Raw genomic sequence first — 17650 nt, forward strand, 5'->3', positions numbered from 1 at the left:
ATTTATTGTCGAGACTGAAAAAGTTGAGCGATTGGCGATCGCCCCCCGTCACCCCTCAAGCGATCGTCGCGCGATCCTTTCTATCGATCCGAGGAGGAGATCTCGCGGGGGGAACGGGGACGACAGGGGGAACCGAAACAAACTTGGGCGGCGGGTAGGTCGGTGAAGACACTGCTGCGGGCGCCGACAACCGCATTGGCGCCGATCTTGACGCCGGGACCGACGAAACAATCGGCAGCGACCCAGGCGCCATTGCCGATCGCGATCGGCGCCGTTAACAAGCCAAAGGCGGGGTCGGCGATGTCGTGATTCCCGGTACATAAATAAGTTTTTTGTGAAATTACGCAATGTTTGCCGACGGTGATGCGATCGAGACTGTAGAAAACGACATCATCGCCGATCCAGCTAAACTCGCCGATTTCGACTTTCCAGGGATAGGTAAAACGGGCGGTGGGTCGAATCATCACCCCCTGACCGATGCGAGCGCCAAAACGGCGCAACAACCAGCAGCGAAAGCGGTGGGCGGAATGCAGGCTTAACGGAAAAGCGATCGCCTGCACCAACCACCACAGCAAAATGAACCAACCCGGGCGCCCGCGATCGAACCAAGATTGATCGTACTGACGTAAATCGATCGCCGGAGGGAGATCGAGAACGGGTTCGACAGGTTCGGGAGGAGAAACGGGGCGATCGCTCATAGAAATCACTCGCGACGTTTGGCGTTTACAGCAAAGAAAATTAACTTCAAAAAACTCCGTTTAACTCAACTGTCCTTCCAGACCATTTAAGAATCAGTTTGAGCTAAAGATTTAGACGTTTCAACATCCTGGGGATGGGGATTGAGCTGACCGCCAAACTTACGAATTTCGTAAAGCTTCACGCCGATTTGATACTCGTATTGGCTCAATAACCTGGCATAAATATAACCCTGAATGCCGTCGAGAAAACCGAGCTGAATAATATAAAACAGAATAAATCTCAGAGTTGGTTTAAATGGCAATCGTACCCAAATTCTCTTTAAAAACCGCTTCCGTTGGGCTTGGGAACCAAACAAACTCGCTTCGATCGAATCATCCTCTTTTCCTTCGAGTAAATTGTAATAAACTCTAGCTTCCCAATTTGAATAGCGATTGTGACGCTCGATCCACTCGTAAATATCCCGAAAATCTTCGTGAATCATATCCGCTTTGAGATGTCCGGCGGTCAGTTGCGGACTGTTTTTATCTTCGAGATTGTCTTTTAAAATCACGTGTTCGTGAACTTCATTATCCCCCGTGTTGCGAACCCCTTCCGTCCCGAGATTTTCGTAGCGACCTTTGCAATGCTTGAACAAGCGTAAATTAAAATCGGGATATTTTCCCCCATGACGAATCCATCGACCGAGGAAGTAAACCTTACGATTTAGATAATATCCTTCGTACTGCGGGTTTTGAATAACTTCTGCAATTTCCTGCCATAATTCGGGAGGAATGCGTTCGTCGCAATCGACAATCAACACCCATTCATTGCGAAAAGGCAGGGTTTGTAAAGACCAATTCTTTTTTTTTGGCCAATATCCGTTAAAGTCAAATTGTTTGACCTTTGCCCCCCAAGCTTCGGCGATTTCTACGGTGCGATCGCTGCTGTGTGAATCGACGAGAAAAACTTCATCCGCACATTCCAAACTGGCCAAACAAGCGGGAAGATTGCGCTCTTCATTTTTAGCGGGAATGAGGACGGACACCGGGACTTTTTTGATAGTGGAGGTCATGTTCTTGGCCATTACGTCAGCAATAGAAACGGGAAAGACGATCGCTCCGCAGTGGAGATTCGAGGATGGATTGTTCCCTTAATCTTTATACTCCATCTCGATTTTTAAATCTTTCGGGGGTGAAAACGGGAGATTCGGATAAATTGGTCTTCGAGGGACTCAGGAGGTCGCTGACTGCGGCGGTCAAATAACCGAGATGACCGTAAGCATAGACTAAATTATCAAAGCGTCGGGCCGGATCGGGCCAGGATTTTAACGCTTTATAAACCCCTCGGGCGATGCGTTCCCCGGCGAGACCGAACTGACGCCATCCGGTGCGACCGCAGAGGCGATCGCGGTAACATTCGCTAATACCCTGCCACCATCCCCGTTGTAAAAACCACGATCGCGCCAGCCGTTCGGGAGCCACGTGGTGGGCGACCAACGCCTCGGGAAGATAAAACACCTGCCAACCGAGTTCGAGAGCGAGTTCGGTGACGTAGAGTTCTTCATTCGAGAGTAATTTCGTACCCATGCGTCCTAAATTCGGATTGAACCCGCCGATTTGGTCGAGAAACGTGCGCCTGATTGAATAGTTCAAGCCTCGGGGGGTCAAACCGGGTTGTTCGATCGCTTGTGGGAGATCGCCGAGGTCGTAAGCGCCCAAATTGCCCGCCAGTCCTTCAGACAACCACGGGGGAGGAGTATAGTGTTCCGGCCAAATCAGGGTGACTTTCCCCCCGGCGACGGCGAGGCGGTCGTTTTCACGATAGGCTTGAACGAGAACACTCAGCCATTGAGGACTCGCTACGGCGTCGTCGTCGAGATAGGCCAAAATGCGACCCCGGGCGACCCGAGCCCCTGTATTGCGGGCGGTGGAGAGTCCGAGTTCGGCTTCGTAAACATAGTGGAGGCGATCGTCGTCCCGGCGGCGATCGACCACGGCGCGGGTGGCGTCCGTCGAGGCGTTATCGACGACGATCGCCTCGAAGTTCCGAACATCTTGGGCCAGCAAGCTGTCGATCGCCTTCCCTAAATACTGTTCCCGATTGTGGGTGCAGATAATTGCAGAAACTTCGAGGTCTGACATGAGTAAAGAAGAACCCTACGGTTCTGAGTGTTCTTCCATATTCTAGGCGCGAACGATTGAGGAAGTCGTGACTCATCGAGTTGTTTTAGTCACTGGCCCGGCGCGATCGGGCAAAAGCGAGTGGGCCGAAACCCTCGCGCAAAAGACAGGCAAACCGCTTGTTTACGTGGCGACGGCCCGTCGCGATCCGACGGATCCGGAATGGAGCGATCGCATCGAACGTCACCGCCAACGTCGCGGGGGAGAGTGGACGACGTTGGAAGTCCCGATCGAGTTAGCGGCGTCCCTGCAGCAGGCGACGCCGGGGAGTTGTTGGTTGGTGGATTCATTAGGAACCTGGGTGACGAATTGTTTGGATCTCGACGAGGCGAGTTGGAGTGAGGTTCGCACTCGGCTGCTGGCGAGTTTGGCCGATTTGCCCGAAATTGAGTTAATTTTCGTCGCGGAGGAAGTGGGATGGGGGGTGATTCCCGCGTATCCGGTCGGTCGCTTGTTTCGCGATCGCCTCGGCAGTTTGGTTCGCGACCTCGGGGCGATCGCCGATCCGGTTTACCTGGTGGTGGCGGGTCGCGCCGTCAACCTCGCACGCTGGGGCGTTCCCCTCGGGCCGACCCCGACCCTCGATCGCCCGAGTTAAGATAGAGATCCCCACGAAGGCGATCGCCATCGGACCCACACCGCGCAACAAGAGCGATCGCCACCGTTAATAACTTGCATCGATCTGTAAAAAATCGTAATGACTTCTAACTCTCGTTAGAGGTCAAGTCTTCAAAATCCAGATAAGATAGGGGAAAGGGGGGACGACCTGGGGAATACCATTCGAGAATTTGCAAAATTAATTCGAGCTTGGGTGGCAGTGCAAACCACGAGGATCGTTTATGGCATCGCAACAGCAAATCAAAAAATATTTGGCATATTGGTTTCAGTTAGGAAAAAAAATTATTGTCGGTCGCACTCAAGTTGCCTTACGCCCGCAAGTGATTTATCGCGGCGATCGCTACTCGGAAGAATTCGAGCAGTGCTGGCAAAAGATCTGGTCCCAAGAGCGCGACTCTTGTTATCTCGAAGGAACCGATCTCAGCGTCGGCGACCTACTCGATTCCCGATGGGAAATCGTGCTGTGCGCCCGTTGCTCGATGCCGATTCCCTTACCCGTGCGGGGGATGCCGCCGGAAGTTTGCCCCTGTAACGATCTGGTCGGCTGGCCGAATACAGAACTGCCCCAACCGCGATCGCCCGTCGAAAACCGACACCAACTCCACGGAATCCGCGATCGCCTCTTCCTCAAAGACACCGAAGCTGACGAAGAAGACAGGGATCGCCCGCATCCTGGAGATAGCACGATCGCCCCGGAATCGAGCGGCGAATTTCCCCTGTGTCCGTGCCATCCCAAACCGCTCGGGGAGTTGCGATCGAATCCGCAACCCCTCGGCCAGCGCCACCGCCTTTAAGGGGCGATCGCCGTCTCCGACGCGCTAGAACGGCGACGCGGCACCTCGTAACTCCAAAAATCTCGTGCCATCGCCGTTTTTGGAAAAATCGCCCGCGCTTCCGCTTCGAGATCGTCGAGTTGGATCGCATTGCCGGGAGCGTAACGGGGGCTGAAATGAGTCATCACCAACTGCTTCACCCCCGCCGCTAACGCCACTTGAGCCGCCATCGTACTTGTAGAATGGAGGCGATCGATCGCCAGTTGGGCGTCGCGGTGGGAAAACGTCGCTTCGTGAATTAAAACATCCGCATCGCGCGCCAACTCTACCGCCCCTTCACAGAAAATCGTATCCGTACAGTAAGCAATTTTGCGTCCCACTTCCGGCTCGGCGCAAAAGTCCGCCCCACGCACCCGGCGTCCGTCCGGCAGGGTCAGAGTTTCGCCGCGTTTGAGTTTGCCGTAAAGCGGCCCGAAGGGAATCCCGAACGCTTTCGCCTTTTGAGCGTCGAAGCGTCCGGGACGGTCTTTTTCTTCAATCCGGTAACCGAACGCCGTGACTCGGTGTTCGAGCAAACCGCAATGCACCCGGTATTCCTCATCTTCGTAAATGAGACCCCCTCGATTTTCGTGAACCGCGACCGGGTAAGAAAAATGAGTTTGGGAATAGCGGCGACAGGCTTGTAAGTATTCGTTCAACCCCGGCGGCCCGTAAATATCGATCCGCTCCGTATTTCCGGCCAAACCGCAACTGGCGAGCAACCCCATCAAGCCGAAAATATGGTCGCCGTGCATGTGGGTGATAAAAATGCGCGACAGTTGGGAAATTTTGAGGTCACTTCGCAAGATTTGATGCTGGGTGCCTTCCCCGCAGTCAAACAGCCAGAATTCCGCGCGTTGGGGCAGGCGAACCGCCACCCCCGAAACGTTGCGCGATCGCGTCGGCACGCCGGAACTCGTTCCAAGAAAGGTAATTTGCACGAACTGACTCTACTCTGACAACAATCACCCCGGCGACCCGGTGGACGGGGACGCCGATGGTCGGTTCGGAGACGATCGCCTCAACGAGCGCGCGATCGCCTCCTGGACAAATGCGGTTATTTTCAGCAAAATTGACGAATCGATCTAACCTGTATTGTAACCAGATTCCCCGAACGTAGGCCCTCGATCGCTCGACGAGAACCCGGATCGGGAGATTGCCAATCGACCATCGAATCTTGTGATTATGGCCCACAACTTATTATTTCCCGTCAAGAAATTCCGAGTCAAGCTTAAGTTTCTCTGGTGGATGTGGCTGGCCATCGGCTTAATGATGGCCGCTCCCGCCCAAGCTTCACTGTTATTAAAAGTGGCGATCGAAGAAAATGTCGATCGCGTCAAAGTGGGTAGCTCTACACCTGCCATGGTGCGCGATAGTAACGGGCGCAACCTCGGCCAACTCGACGCCATGCGCTCTTTCTACGCCCAAAGCAACGGCGCGGGAATTAGCTTGCAACAATGGCAAGGGAACAGCATCACCATCGATCCGGAAAATGACGGCTACGTTTACATTGGCGATCGCTGGTATCGCGGTCACACCATCCTCGTCCCCACCGACGGCGGTTTGACTGCCGTCAATGCCGTAGACCTCGAAGAATATCTCTACAGCGTCGTCGGCGCCGAAATGAGTCCCAGTTGGCCCTCGGAAGCGTTAAAAGCTCAAGCCGTCGCCGCCCGTTCCTACGTCCTCTACCAGCGCCAACATCGGGGCAATGCCGTTTACGATGTCGGCGACGATACCTACTGGCAAGTTTATTCCGGTTTGGAAAAGGAAGCCACCACCACCCATAAAGCCGTCCAAGAAACCGCCGGACAAGTACTCACCCACGACGGACAGATTATCGAAGCGGTGTTTCATTCCTCTTCAGGCGGTCATACGGAAAACGTGGAGGACGTTTGGTCCGAAACTCGTCCTTACTTGCGTGGCGTTCCCGATTTCGATGCGGGGGCGCCCGTTTACGAATGGAAGGAAAGTTTTTCGAGTAGCCAACTGAGTGGTTTAATTTCCGGCGTGGGCAATGTTTTATCCTTGAATGTGGAAGCGATGACGCCTCAAGGTCGCGTCGTGCGCATTCGGGCGATCGGCGATGCGGGAGAACGCTCCCTCGATGGGGAAGCGTTCCGCCAAGCGCTCGATCTCAGAAGTGCCCGTTTTACGGTGCTTCCGCAATATGGATCGGCAACGAGCAAAGAGAATGCTAATGCTATTCCTACCGGGTTTTTACTCGACGGTCGCGGTTTCGGTCACGGCATCGGGATGAGTCAATGGGGGGCGTATCATTTGGCTCATCAGGGCGCCAACTACCAGCAAATTTTGCTGCATTACTATCAAAATTCGAGTTTGGCGAAGATTAAAGTCGAATAATCGGGAATGGGGCGATCGCGCGGGGTCTCCACAGGAGAATCGCGCGATCGCCTCTCGTGCGTTCTCAATTTTCAATCTCGTCATTCAAGATTTCTGCGTTCAATCAATAGGGTAGGAGTTCGACTGTGCCACAGTGGGAATATCTGTTCGTCCGTTTTGACTACTTTGCAGGCGATCTCCGACCGCAAAATGCCAACGGCGAAGAAATTCGCGACGAACGCCGTCAGCATCCTTTACACGAATATGCCAATTATCTCGGCGAACAAGGTTGGGAAATGGTCAATTTCAACTTTAGTCCGGCTTACGGTTATGGGTTTTTGACGTTGAAACGGATCAAGGGGAGTTGAGGGGGAAGCAGGGAAGATTCGATGTAAAACCTACAATCCCCACTCCCTCAATCTCCAATCAAGCGAGGAGGTCACTCGCCTTCCAAACGGCGGCGCCATTCAGCATCGAGGCGATCGGTTTGGGCCACTTCTTGTTCTACGAGATCGGTTTCCGTGGTATAGGCGAGATCTTGGCTGTCGATCGTGGTTTCGGCGGCAAATTTTTCGGCGTAGTTGAGTTTTTTGTGCAGTTCCGGACTGGCTTGATTTAAGGCGATCGCCCGCGATTGACGATCTTGGTTGCGCCGTTCGATTTTCTCGTTGCGCCATTGAATCGAGAAATAACGAATTAAAGGGACCCCTAAAAAGGCGATGCCATACCCGAGTAAGAGCCAGTAAATGGAAGCGACAAAGGCGACCAATCCCCCTAGTGTGGAGGCGATCGCGCCGTCGCGCAACAAGTAACCTAAAATTAACGCGCCGACGATGTTAACGCCACCCAAACCACTCGCTAAAACAATTTGACCGGAACTGGCGTGACTGAATTGCCAGCGAAATTCCTGGAGAAAATCAGAGGTCGAACGGTTTTGGGTGCGACTGGCGCGAACTTGTAACTCGGGGAAGTGATAGACGATTTGACCGTCGGGACTGACTTCGGGACGTCCGTTAAAGCGGGTCAGTACGGGAAGCATATAATCTTCGTTTTCGCGGTCGTAATCGGCCCCGAGATCGTCGAGATAGGGGGCGATTTGTTCGGCGACGACGGCGCCGCGAGCGTTACGGATGGTAGCGGCAATTTCTTGCCAGCGTCGTTCTTCTAAATTGGCGTTAGGATTGCCATCGCCGAACAGGAAGGAAAAGACCGCCTCGAAAAAGTTCATTTCGTCGCGATCGCCACTGCTGACCCGTTGTTGGCGTCGCTGTTGGTAGCTGCGATAATTCGGATCGAAGAACCAAAATAAATCCGGTCCCCACCAAAAATGAGGCATGAAGAAGATGCCGCCACCGGAGCGAGAATTGCCGCTACTGCGATTGTCACCGTCGCGGTTGAGAGAGGACAAAATAATAAAAATGGTGACAAAAATCAGGACGATCGAAACAATTAAAATAATCCCGAATGAAATGCGGATCAGATAAAACAAAATCCGCCAAATTTTTTCCCACCACTGTTGAAGTTGCAAGCGGAAAAACTTTTGGCGGAGAACCGCTCGAAAATTTTGGGGAAACTGGTAAACAATATCCCCACTTTGAGCCACCTGCAAGTGACCGCCTGCTTCCGAGGCGAGTGCGAGCAGTTCGCGTTCCGCAAGTCGCACGTCCATCCCGACGTGAGCGGCGAGATCGCCGATGGTGGTGCGGTAGTCGAGCTGTTCTACCGCTTTCATGATGGTGGGATTTGGAGCCATGTTCAGCCCTCCCTCAAAATTGGCGCTTTATTTTCCAGTATAGGAGTTTTACGCTTTCCCTATAGCGATCGGGGGAGGCGATCGCCCGCGATCGGGTGCAGGTTAATGCTGTTCGTCGGACCATTGAGGGGGAAAGGAAGGATCGGGGAGACTGAAGGAATCTAAGCCGGAGCGATCGCCGCAAGAGGACACGGAAATTAAATCTTCGATATTGAGCAACATCGTTTTACAAATGTCGTCTAAGGGCAAATCGTTGGGGTCGTAATTAAACGGATTTTCAATTTCGACGCCAATTTCTTCGATGCCAAATAAGGTAAAACTAATTAAGGCGACGACGGGAATCGTCCAAGCGCTGAGGTCGCCGACGAGTTGAAAGGGTAAAGCGAGACAGTAAATTAATAAAATTTGTTTTAAATGAATGGTATAGGCGACGGGGATGGGAGTTTTTAAAATTCGCTCGCAAATTCCGAGAACTTCGACCATTGTATCGAGTAGTTTAAACAGGGCGGTGAGTTGATAAGTATTGACCCTGCCGAGATCGTGTTGTTTTTGCAAATAATCCCCGATCCAAAAAGCAATTTCCAAGGGGGGATGGTTCATGACTTGCAGTTTTTCATATTGGGCGGTAGACATTAATGCGGCCAATTCTGCATTGACGGATTCCCGGCGCAAGTGGAGTTTGACGGCGACGGCGAAGGCGACGAGTAGGCGCAAGACGGCGATTTTTTGGGTGCGATCGCCGTCGTTGGTTTCGGCGATCGCCACTAAGATTTGTCGCGAAAAGTTGCGAATGGTATTAACTAAGGTTCCCCAAGCTTTGCGACCTTCCCAAAAGCGATCGTAGGCGGTATTTGTTCTAAAAACTAATAAAAGTCCGAGGACTAAATTCGGCACGAGTCCTTCGAGAACGGGCCAAGAAACGGGAATTTCAAAGGTAGATAACCAGGCGATCGCGGCGGCGAAGACGGCACAAAACAGAACCCGAGGCCAAATGGCGGGAAGGACAGATTTTTTGAAGCCCAAGGCAATTTTAAGCCATTCGTTATTGTTGGGTTTCATCGCACGGCTAGGCGGGAAGGGCGGCGCGCCGACAGGTCAACCGTCGGAGTCGTCGATCTCGGGCATTTGCCAGACTTTGATCGTTTCGTCGGGACTGCCACTGACGAGGGTTTTGCCGTCGGCGCTGACGGCGATCGCGCTCACGTATTTTCCATGTCCGCGCAAGGTGGCGGTCAGTTCCCCGGTATTTAAATTCCAAATTTTAATCGCATCTCCACTGGTGGCGAGGGCTTGACCGTCGGGGGCGATCGCCACGGACCGCACCCAACTCGCGTGAGCGTTGAGCTGGTATTTGCGCTCTCCGGTTTGAAGGTTCCAAATTTGAACGGTATTGTCCCCACTCCCACTGGCGAGAATCTTGCCGTCGGGGCTGTAGGCGAGGGAAAGCACTTCGTGAGCATGAGCGCTCAAGGTTCGCAAGCGCGCCCCGGTGGGAACGTGCCAGATGCGAATGTTGCGATCTTTGCTGCCACTGGCGAGGGTTTTGCCGTCGGGAGAGAAGCTCAAGGCGTTGACGCCGGAACCGACTTGAATGGTGAGGATGCGGGCGCCACTATACAGATCCCAAATGCGAATGGTGTTGTCTTCGGAGCCACTGGCGAGCAATCTGCCGTCGGGACTGATGGCGAGGGCTTGAACGGCGCCGGAGTGAGCGGGGGCGATCGTCAGAATGCGACTGCCGCGCTCGAAATCCCACAGGCGAATCGAGCGATCGGAACTGCCACTGGCTAAAATATTGCCGTCCGGGGTGAGGGCGAGGGCGTTGATCCACAGTTTGTGGGCGGCGATCGTATGCAGTAGGGTTCCGGTCCGCAGATTCCAGATCCGAATGGTGCCGTAACTGCCACTGGCGAAGGTGGCGCCTTCGGGAAAGTCCGCCGCGCCTTTGAGGGGACTCATGGCGATCGTCTGCACCTGACCGACCCCGCGCAGGGTTTTCTTTAAATAAAAACTGCTGGGCAAACTGAGAATCAAGCGGATCGGATTGGCGGGTAAAAAACCGTAGCGCCAGTAACCGTAAACTTGCGACAGACCCAAGATCAAACACAGCAGGGCAATACTCAATTGCCAACGACTTTTTGCCGCACTCGCGGAGCGCGCGGTGCGATACCTGTTGTCTTTGGGCAACAATAAACGGGGGGATTTGCCCCCGGAGGAATTCGACCCGCGCGAATTCAAGCTGGAGTTGGAGGAGAAGGCGGTGCGCCCGCCAAACATGGTTTTCTGATTGAATTTCCCCGTATCCTCCTCTCCGGGTAGGGTCAGGTCGATCTCGGCGAGACATTGAACGATCGCCTGTGAATTTTGCGGTCGTTTGCCCGGAAACGGCGCCATCAAGTAATCGATCACGTCGGCGAATTCTTTGGCAATTTGGGGGGCGCTGTTACGCCAGACTAATTTCCCCGTGCGCGGGTGTTCGGAAAAGGCGGTCGGCGGTTTACCCGTGAGCAAAAAAACAAAGGTGCGCCCGAGGGCGTAAAAATCGGATTGGGGAACTGCTTTCCCGTTGGCTTGTTCGGGGGGCGTGTATCCCGGCGAGACAATCCCGGTGATGTTTTGTCCCTGTCCGACTTTCGCAAAATAGGTGGCCGTCACTTCCCGGGCCGCGCCAAAATCGATCAACACCAGTTGTCCGTTGGGTTTGACCATGATGTTGAGCGGTTTGATGTCGCGGTGAAAAAACTGCTCTTTATGGACTTGTTCGAGAATTTCCGCCAGTTGGATCATCCATTCGATCGCCTGTTTTTGGGACACCGGGCGATTCCCGCGCTGCTTCATCCAATCGCGCAGGTTGACGCCGTGGATTTTTTCCATGACCAAGCAGTGCATGGGTTCGCTAGCTTCCGGTGGCGTGAAGGTAAAGTAGGCGTCGGGTTCTACGGCGGGAATTCCGGGATGTTTGACCCGTTTGAGAACGTCGGCTTCTTGAATGAATAACTCGACGGCTTTCTCATTATTTTGCAGTAAAACTTTAATAACTTTTGACGCGCCGCGATCGTCGGCTTCAAAGGTTTTGCCGAACCCTCCTCCCCCGAGGGGACGAATGAGGCGATACCGTCCTTGTAATACCAAGTCACAGCCACAGTGACGACAACTGAGTAGGTTCCCGTTGGCAGGGTCACCGGGATTGGGGCACTTTGGATTAATGCAATAACTCACGGAAGCTACACTACCCAGATTCTGACTGCACTCTCAACAACACTATAACTTGGAGCGATCGACCCCCCCCTGTAGGGTCATGCCAAGCGCTAAGCCTGTAGGTGCGACTTTTCCATGCTCGATTTCAAGTCAACTTCACTGGCCAACAGGCGGCTTTGACTGGAGTGCTTTACTCGTCAGAAGCTTGGCAAGACTTAGTAATCTTTTAGAGTTCGCTCCATCGATACTCGGACGTTAAAGTGGATCGGTATTTTTCCTCGTAAATTTACGGAGATGCTCGTATCGATCGCCCAGTTTTTAATAATAATTATAACGATTGTAACCTACCCTATTCAGCCTCCGAAAACCCGCGATCGCTTCTCGATCTTTCTCGGTTTTCGCGCGATCGCCCCGTTCCCCCTACGGTCGTCGCACCGGACAGGCGATCGGCATCTCCCTCTTTTGCGGACTGACGCGCGATCGCTGGCAAACCCCCCAAAACCAACCCTTCCCCGGCTGGCTGCCAGCGATCGCGCCACCGACGCTTTTTAACCTCGATCGCCTCGACTGCGGCGATCGAGCGCTTCGCTTTTGAGGAAGCGATTACCTTCAAAGGTGTTTACAGCATTTCTCAATCTGCTGAGGTATGGCAGAATCTCTTAATTTCGGGATTGGGTTGAGTTTGATGTACCTCACTGGCTTAAAAAACGCTATAGATCGCCCTAAATCCCCCGTAAAAAGGGGGACTTTCCTTGTTCCCCCCGCAATCCCCCCTTCGCCCCCCTTTCAAAGGGGGGTTGGGGGGATAGGGGGATCGGCACTGTACCTCATCAGACGCCCGAGTGCTGTATTTCCCTCCGTATTCATATTTTAAACCCCTTTGCCAGTCTCGATCGCCCTCGCCGTCAATTTTTCAGCGATTTCCTCAATTCAGCCCTGTCTTCGCCAAACTCGGATAGTTTTATCTTCACTTCCACTTAAAAGCAATTGACTATCTTCACTAAAAATCAAATATTTCACCGAACCGGAATGACCCGTTAAGGTTTGCAACAATTTCCCGCTTTTTAAATCCCAAATCTCGATCCGGCGATCGCCTCCCCCACTCACCAGAAGTTCGCCGTCGGGACTGATGGCTACTGCGAGAACCGTGCCTAAATCCGGGTTGTCTGTCGAAAGCAGTCGTCCCGTTTTGAGATTCCAGATCGCGATCGTTTTATCCAAACTGCCACTGGCTAATCGTTCCCCGTCCGGCGCGATCGCTACCGAACGCACGTCATTTTCATGACCCGCGAGGGTATGGCGCAACCTTAAAGGACTCGCCGCATAAGCGTTGAGATCCCAAACTTTCAGCCCGCCGTCGCTACTCCCACTGACGAGGGTCTTTCCATCCGCCGCGATCGCCAGCGCATTAATCCCCTCGGAATGTGCTTCAACGATCTGTATGGGTGAGGTGTCGCGATCGCTCGCGATCGCCTCGGTGAGCTCTTGCAAATTGCGAACTTCGAGGGTCGCGTCATTACTCCCACTGATCAACAGACGACCATCGGGAGAAATCGCCAACGTCGTCACCGCATCTAAATGCGCCGGAATCGACCCGAGTAAATCCCCAGACCCCAAATTCCACAATTTAATCTCCTTCCACGTCCCACTGGCGAGCAGTTCGCCGTTGGGATGGATCGCTAACGAATAAATCCACAACGCTGGAATTTCAAATTGTCCCGTTGCGGTACAAGCACGATTTTCAAAACAGTTGGCCCCCAGTTCCCACGAGCGAATTGAAGCGTAATCACTCGCGAACACTCTCTGACCGTCTGGGGTTATCGCTAAATCGTTCACGGTCCAGGTCGCTCCGGTCAACGTTGCTGCCAATCTAAACGATACTGTCGCCACCTCAGTTTCATCCCCGAGTACGGATGGCGAGGCGTTCTCGGAAGGGGTCGAATCGACGAGATCGGATGGTGCAGGGGATGAATTGGAACGATTCTGGCTTGGCGAGTTCGCTGTCGGCGTTGCACCGGAGGTTCGCGACTGGGAATAACGCCAAATTCCCCATATTCCTGCACCGAAAATGAGGGCGATCGCGCCAAGATAAAGGATGTGTTTCTTGCCACGCTTTCGCAATTTTACTCGATTTGATTTAAAAAAAACCACGATCTCAATCCCGCCATCCCGTTAACCAGTTTTTCTATTGTAGGAAGTTTTCACGGGATTGACTGGTGCGATCGCCTCTGAATCGTCGTTATCTGGGATTGATGCTCTTTAAAATGACTCCAAACTAGAATCGATTTCCCTCTATTTCTCTTTTGAACTACCGCGATCGAATTCCGAATCCGGCGATCGTCCGCTCTCCAATTTGACTCAAGCCATTTAACTTAAAAACTTTTGAAAGACGTTTTTTAACCTAAATTGTTCCATTTTTCTCGTGCCGCATTGACTCACTCAAATCGGATCGCTCCCGATTCCATGGGTGCGATCGCTTTTCGCAAACCCGTTTCCGCACGCTTTCCCCACAACTTCACCACAACTTCACCACAACTTCATCCCTCTAGTGCATTAATTCGATCCACATTCTCAACACAATGCAGGGAGTTGATTCATCCAAAAAGGATTTTCGAGAACCCGCGAAGACTCTTCTCAATCCATTTCACCACTGATTTAGGATGGCTATAGCCAATCGCGATCGTCAAATCTTAGAGCGATTCTTGACAATATCTTTCGTAAGCGGCTTTAACTGTTTCTTCGGGAAGCAAAATATATTCTGCGATCGTTTTAAAGCTTTTTCCAGATTCGTACATTTTAGCAACGACCTTCTCAATGGAATCTTCTATATTTTGACGAGCCACCTGGCGAGTTAACTCGGTTTTCATAATTGCTCCCAGAGCGTCGATCGATTTATATCAATGATTTAATTTATTCTTCTTGTCGTTTGTTTCGAGTTCCGGAAATATTTATTAATCCGGATTCTGGCGGCGATCGCCTCTAGAGATGATTTTTATAAACTCCGTAAAAATGCGGATTTAAAAGTCATTACTTTACTCGATATTGAATTAAAAATTATTTTTTGACTGCGTTTTATGGAATCAGTGAATTCAACTGATTTGATTGAAGATAGAATCGATGATTTTTAGGTAAGTAGATGGGATTTATACCGATTTTTTGGATCGATCGCGGCGATCGTCGATTTTCCCACCGATGGCGATCCGCAAAATTCCCTAGTGAGGAGATCGCGCTCGATGTCGCGGTTCACTTTGACTCAATAACCAAGCAATTTGGGGCGATCGCAAGGGGATGAAGCCATTAGGAGAGCGGTTTTCAATCATTTGAGACCGCCCAAATTTTGGGGGTTCTATCCATTGCTGACTCGTGGTTGACGCGCGATCGTCACGATCCGCTAATCGTTCCAATTCTTAAGTTATTTAATATTTTTTAACCTTTTGGGAAATTCAGGGATTTTTTAGCGAAGTCTTATAATGCAATTACTCTCAAAGTTTAAGAATAGAAGCTTTGAGATTTTATTATTGAAAATTGAGATAATTGTCCGAAATTTGAAAATCTTAAAATAATTCGTTTTAAAGATTTTTTATTCTTGTTTTTAAGAAAAAATAAATTCACAAAACGATCTTGATTTTATTTTAAGCTTGTTTTTTTGTGCAAAAACGATAACCTTGCTGGACTGCATTGTCCTCAGCCTCGAATTCTTCTATGTTTACGAAAACACAATATTGACAAGGGTTAAAAACCGAGGTTCGTAGAAAGTCCTTGTCTGATTTAAGCGGATCGACGAGACGAAAATACCTCGACACTCAACTGGGAAGGATCGCCAAACGCGATCGCTCCCGAGTGTTGAGTTGCAACAGCTATTTGCATATTAATTGAAATTTTTCGATTCTCTTGAGATGCAATCGACTATTTTATCTGATTTAACCGCGTTTTTATTGATTTTTTTGTGTTTTATCTGCATTTATTAGGGGGATACTCCGGAACGGCATTGACTCGGTTCGACGAAGTGGAGGGGGTTGGCTGGGGTTTTTGTAAAGCTGTGGCAGATCTGATGTCATCGATGGCGATGGGGTTGGAATTTCCCAGTTGCTTCTTAACCGAAGAGCGTCCCGAGACGCGAAGGCGTTGAGGTGGGTTGAGGGGGAGTTCGAGGAATGAAACGAGGAGCGATCGGCCTGAAAGTCCCTTGTAATCGTCTTTTCGAGTCTTTTTGACGGGTTGCGATCGCCCCTGCTCCCCGAAGGCGATCGGGCAATTATTACAATTCGTTAAGGATTGACCCCCTCTTCGAGAGGCGATCGGGGCGTTTTTGGGGCATTTTGGTAAGCAAATCTACTCAATTTCGGGCAGAAATAAAAATTCTTAACAACTTGTAATAAATAATGCCTCAACTGCGGTGTATAAAAAGAACCTGGAGGGCGAAAAGGACAGAGAAAAGTTAACCCAGACACTGAATTAACAACGTTTTCAGGTTTCTCATCCAGGTGTAAAATTTTCTAAGATTTCTCGAAGGCGGCTTTTGAGGCCCCTGAGCGCTTGAAAGAATCGGACTTCGAGAGTCGGTTAACCCAGCATCCAGCATGATGACTGGAGTCTGTCCTCAAAACCCGACAAGCTGGCAAGCTGGAACTGGCTCAGCTAACATTCCTTGAAACGAAAACAAACCCAAACAAGTTAGGAGATTTAAGTACATGCTAGACGCATTTGCCAAGGTGGTTTCCCAAGCCGACGCACGCGGCGAATTCCTCACCGACGCTCAGTTTGACGCTCTGGCCAACATGGTCAAAGACGGCAACAAGCGTTTGGATACCGTCAACCGCATCACCAGCAACGCTTCGACGATCGTTGCCGAAGCCGCTCGCTCTTTGTTTGCCGAGCAGCCCCAACTCATCCAACCCGGCGGTAACGCTTACACCAACCGTCGCATGGCTGCTTGCTTGCGCGACATGGAAATCATCTTGCGTTACGTCACCTACGCGACGATCGCAGGTGATGCCAGCGTCCTCGACGATCGCTGCTTGAACGGTCTGCGTGAAACCTACCAAGCCCTGGGTGTCCCCGGTGGTTCCGTTGCCGTCGGCGTTCAAAAAATGAAAGAAGCTGCCGTCCGCATCGCCAACGATCCCGCAGGAATCACTCCTGGCGACTGCAGCGCCCTGATGTCTGAAGTGGCGGGCTACTTCGATCGCGCCGCCGCCGCCGTTGGCTAAACAGCCATTTTAAGGCGTGAAGTCTGAGACCCCTTTAGTTTCGGACGATCGGACTTCATTGATTCATTCTTCATAACCGACGACTCTATAAACATTGCACAACCATAGGGAGATACCTCAACAATGAAAACCCCAATTACCGAAGCGATCTCTGCTGCTGACGCCCAAGGCCGTTTCCTGAGCAACACCGAACTGCAAGCCGTTGACGGTCGCTTCAAGCGCGCTGCTGCCAGCATGGAAGCCGCTCGTGCCTTGACCAGCAACTCCCAACGCTTGGTTGACGGCGCCGCTCAAGCGGTTTACAACAAATTCCCCTACACCACCACCATGCAAGGGGCCAACTACGCTTCCACCGAAACCGGGAAAGCGAAATGCTCTCGTGACATCGGCTACTACCTGCGCATGGTGACCTACTGCTTGGTTGCGGGTGGCACCGGACCGATGGACGAATACTTGATCGCGGGTCTCGATGAAATCAACAGCACCTTCGATCTGTCTCCGAGCTGGTACGTTGAAGCCCTCAAGTACATCAAAAACAACCACGGCTTGAGCGGTCAAGCGGCGGTCGAAGCGAATGCCTACATCGACTACGCCATCAACGCCCTGAGCTAGTCTTGCTTGGAAACTCGTCAGTCTATCCACTCGGATAGACCGTAAGGGATGTCCGGGTAGGTATGCAGGTTGCTAGTAACAGGCTAGTTGCTGTTTACCTCTCCGGACATCTTTAGCATTTTGGGGATTTCACAAAGATTGCCTCATCACGTTTTAGATTTTGGATGAGTTCGAGTAGGAATGGACTCGATCAATTGAAACAGCGAGAGGCCAATCGACGATCCCCTTTCAATCTCAAATCGAGAG

General features: G+C 51.7%; 17 protein-coding genes. 6 read left to right on the forward strand and 11 right to left on the reverse strand.

The window, feature by feature from the left end; translation table 11 throughout:
* Window positions 1-80: 80 nt before the first annotated feature.
* The 3 genes from hpsU to HCG48_RS10945 form a co-directional block, all read right to left on the reverse strand.
* A complete protein-coding gene (gene hpsU, locus HCG48_RS10935; protein WP_168569195.1) occupies window positions 81-698 on the reverse strand; it encodes a hormogonium polysaccharide biosynthesis acetyltransferase HpsU in 618 nt (205 codons plus the stop codon).
* An 86-nt stretch (window positions 699-784) separates the two neighbouring features.
* Window positions 785-1750 carry a glycosyltransferase family 2 protein gene (locus tag HCG48_RS10940; RefSeq protein WP_168569196.1) on the reverse strand — a complete coding sequence of 322 codons (966 nt, stop codon included), beginning with the start codon at window positions 1748-1750 and terminating at the stop codon, window positions 785-787.
* Between the two features lie 85 nt (window positions 1751-1835).
* Window positions 1836-2819: a glycosyltransferase family 2 protein gene (locus HCG48_RS10945; RefSeq protein ID WP_168569197.1), complete on the reverse strand. Its 984-nt coding sequence runs from the start codon at window positions 2817-2819 to the stop codon at window positions 1836-1838.
* A 67-nt stretch (window positions 2820-2886) separates the two neighbouring features.
* On the opposite strand from HCG48_RS10945, the gene cobU reads away from it, so the two are divergent.
* Both cobU and HCG48_RS10955 read left to right on the forward strand, forming a co-directional pair.
* The gene (gene cobU, locus HCG48_RS10950) at window positions 2887-3456 is read left to right on the forward strand and encodes a bifunctional adenosylcobinamide kinase/adenosylcobinamide-phosphate guanylyltransferase (RefSeq protein ID WP_168569198.1); all 570 of its coding nucleotides are present in this window, start codon (window positions 2887-2889) and stop codon (window positions 3454-3456) included.
* 241 nt (window positions 3457-3697) lie between these two features.
* A complete protein-coding gene (locus tag HCG48_RS10955) occupies window positions 3698-4270 on the forward strand; it encodes a hypothetical protein (RefSeq protein ID WP_246260032.1) in 573 nt (190 codons plus the stop codon).
* On the opposite strand, the gene HCG48_RS10960 is transcribed toward HCG48_RS10955, so the two are convergent.
* Window positions 4267-5229, reverse strand: coding sequence for a ribonuclease Z (locus HCG48_RS10960; protein WP_168569199.1), 963 nt, complete (start codon window positions 5227-5229; stop codon window positions 4267-4269). The two genes, HCG48_RS10955 and HCG48_RS10960, sit on opposite strands and share 4 nt — an antisense overlap.
* Window positions 5230-5473: 244 nt before the next feature.
* Between HCG48_RS10960 and HCG48_RS10965 the strand changes: the two genes are divergently transcribed.
* Window positions 5474-6652 carry a SpoIID/LytB domain-containing protein gene (locus HCG48_RS10965; protein WP_168569200.1) on the forward strand — a complete coding sequence of 393 codons (1179 nt, stop codon included), beginning with the start codon at window positions 5474-5476 and terminating at the stop codon, window positions 6650-6652.
* A gap of 125 nt (window positions 6653-6777) precedes the next feature.
* Window positions 6778-6999, forward strand: coding sequence for a hypothetical protein (locus HCG48_RS10970; RefSeq protein WP_168569201.1), 222 nt, complete (start codon window positions 6778-6780; stop codon window positions 6997-6999).
* A 71-nt stretch (window positions 7000-7070) separates the two neighbouring features.
* Here HCG48_RS10970 and HCG48_RS10975 read toward each other — a convergent pair whose 3' ends face one another.
* From HCG48_RS10975 to HCG48_RS11005, 7 genes are all read right to left on the reverse strand, one after another.
* Window positions 7071-8384 carry a hypothetical protein gene (locus tag HCG48_RS10975; RefSeq protein ID WP_168569202.1) on the reverse strand — a complete coding sequence of 438 codons (1314 nt, stop codon included), beginning with the start codon at window positions 8382-8384 and terminating at the stop codon, window positions 7071-7073.
* 102 nt (window positions 8385-8486) lie between these two features.
* Window positions 8487-9443 carry a bestrophin family protein gene (locus HCG48_RS10980; RefSeq protein WP_168569203.1) on the reverse strand — a complete coding sequence of 319 codons (957 nt, stop codon included), beginning with the start codon at window positions 9441-9443 and terminating at the stop codon, window positions 8487-8489.
* A gap of 36 nt (window positions 9444-9479) precedes the next feature.
* Window positions 9480-11603, reverse strand: coding sequence for a serine/threonine-protein kinase (locus HCG48_RS10985; protein WP_168569204.1), 2124 nt, complete (start codon window positions 11601-11603; stop codon window positions 9480-9482).
* A 328-nt stretch (window positions 11604-11931) separates the two neighbouring features.
* Complete coding sequence (locus HCG48_RS10990; RefSeq protein WP_168569205.1) at window positions 11932-12195, reverse strand: hypothetical protein; 264 nt, start codon at window positions 12193-12195, stop codon at window positions 11932-11934.
* Window positions 12196-12512: 317 nt separating this feature from the next.
* The gene (locus HCG48_RS10995) at window positions 12513-13418 is read right to left on the reverse strand and encodes a WD40 repeat domain-containing protein (protein WP_168569206.1); all 906 of its coding nucleotides are present in this window, start codon (window positions 13416-13418) and stop codon (window positions 12513-12515) included.
* 17 nt (window positions 13419-13435) lie between these two features.
* Entirely contained in the window at window positions 13436-13693 is a 258-nt protein-coding gene (locus tag HCG48_RS11000; RefSeq protein WP_168569207.1) for a hypothetical protein, read from the reverse strand.
* 579 nt (window positions 13694-14272) lie between these two features.
* On the reverse strand, window positions 14273-14449 hold the full coding sequence (locus HCG48_RS11005) for a hypothetical protein (RefSeq protein WP_168569208.1): 177 nt from the start codon (window positions 14447-14449) through the stop codon (window positions 14273-14275).
* Between the two features lie 1824 nt (window positions 14450-16273).
* Here HCG48_RS11005 and cpcB point away from each other — a divergent pair.
* Window positions 16274-16792 (forward strand): C-phycocyanin subunit beta, encoded by a 519-nt coding sequence (cpcB, locus tag HCG48_RS11010; protein WP_168569209.1) that lies wholly within the window; start codon window positions 16274-16276, stop codon window positions 16790-16792.
* A gap of 123 nt (window positions 16793-16915) precedes the next feature.
* Entirely contained in the window at window positions 16916-17404 is a 489-nt protein-coding gene (cpcA, locus tag HCG48_RS11015; RefSeq protein ID WP_168569210.1) for a C-phycocyanin subunit alpha, read from the forward strand.
* Window positions 17405-17650 lie beyond the last annotated feature (246 nt).

The organism is Oxynema aestuarii AP17 (assembly GCF_012295525.1).
Taxonomy (GTDB): Bacteria; Cyanobacteriota; Cyanobacteriia; order Cyanobacteriales; family Laspinemataceae; genus Oxynema; species Oxynema aestuarii.

Excerpts from the sequence above, each read along its gene's own strand:
- hpsU (WP_168569195.1), bottom strand. The coding sequence starts at position 698 with ATGAGCGATCGCCCCGTTTCTCCTCCCGAACCTGTCGAACCCGTTCTC.
- HCG48_RS10940 (WP_168569196.1), bottom strand. The coding sequence starts at position 1,750 with ATGACCTCCACTATCAAAAAAGTCCCGGTGTCCGTCCTCATTCCCGCT.
- HCG48_RS10945 (WP_168569197.1), bottom strand. The coding sequence starts at position 2,819 with ATGTCAGACCTCGAAGTTTCTGCAATTATCTGCACCCACAATCGGGAA.
- HCG48_RS10955 (WP_246260032.1), top strand. The coding sequence starts at position 3,698 with ATGGCATCGCAACAGCAAATCAAAAAATATTTGGCATATTGGTTTCAG.
- HCG48_RS10965 (WP_168569200.1), top strand. The coding sequence starts at position 5,474 with ATGGCCCACAACTTATTATTTCCCGTCAAGAAATTCCGAGTCAAGCTT.
- HCG48_RS10975 (WP_168569202.1), bottom strand. The coding sequence starts at position 8,384 with ATGGCTCCAAATCCCACCATCATGAAAGCGGTAGAACAGCTCGACTAC.
- HCG48_RS10980 (WP_168569203.1), bottom strand. The coding sequence starts at position 9,443 with ATGAAACCCAACAATAACGAATGGCTTAAAATTGCCTTGGGCTTCAAA.
- HCG48_RS11005 (WP_168569208.1), bottom strand. The coding sequence starts at position 14,449 with ATGAAAACCGAGTTAACTCGCCAGGTGGCTCGTCAAAATATAGAAGAT.
- cpcB (WP_168569209.1), top strand. The coding sequence starts at position 16,274 with ATGCTAGACGCATTTGCCAAGGTGGTTTCCCAAGCCGACGCACGCGGC.
- cpcA (WP_168569210.1), top strand. The coding sequence starts at position 16,916 with ATGAAAACCCCAATTACCGAAGCGATCTCTGCTGCTGACGCCCAAGGC.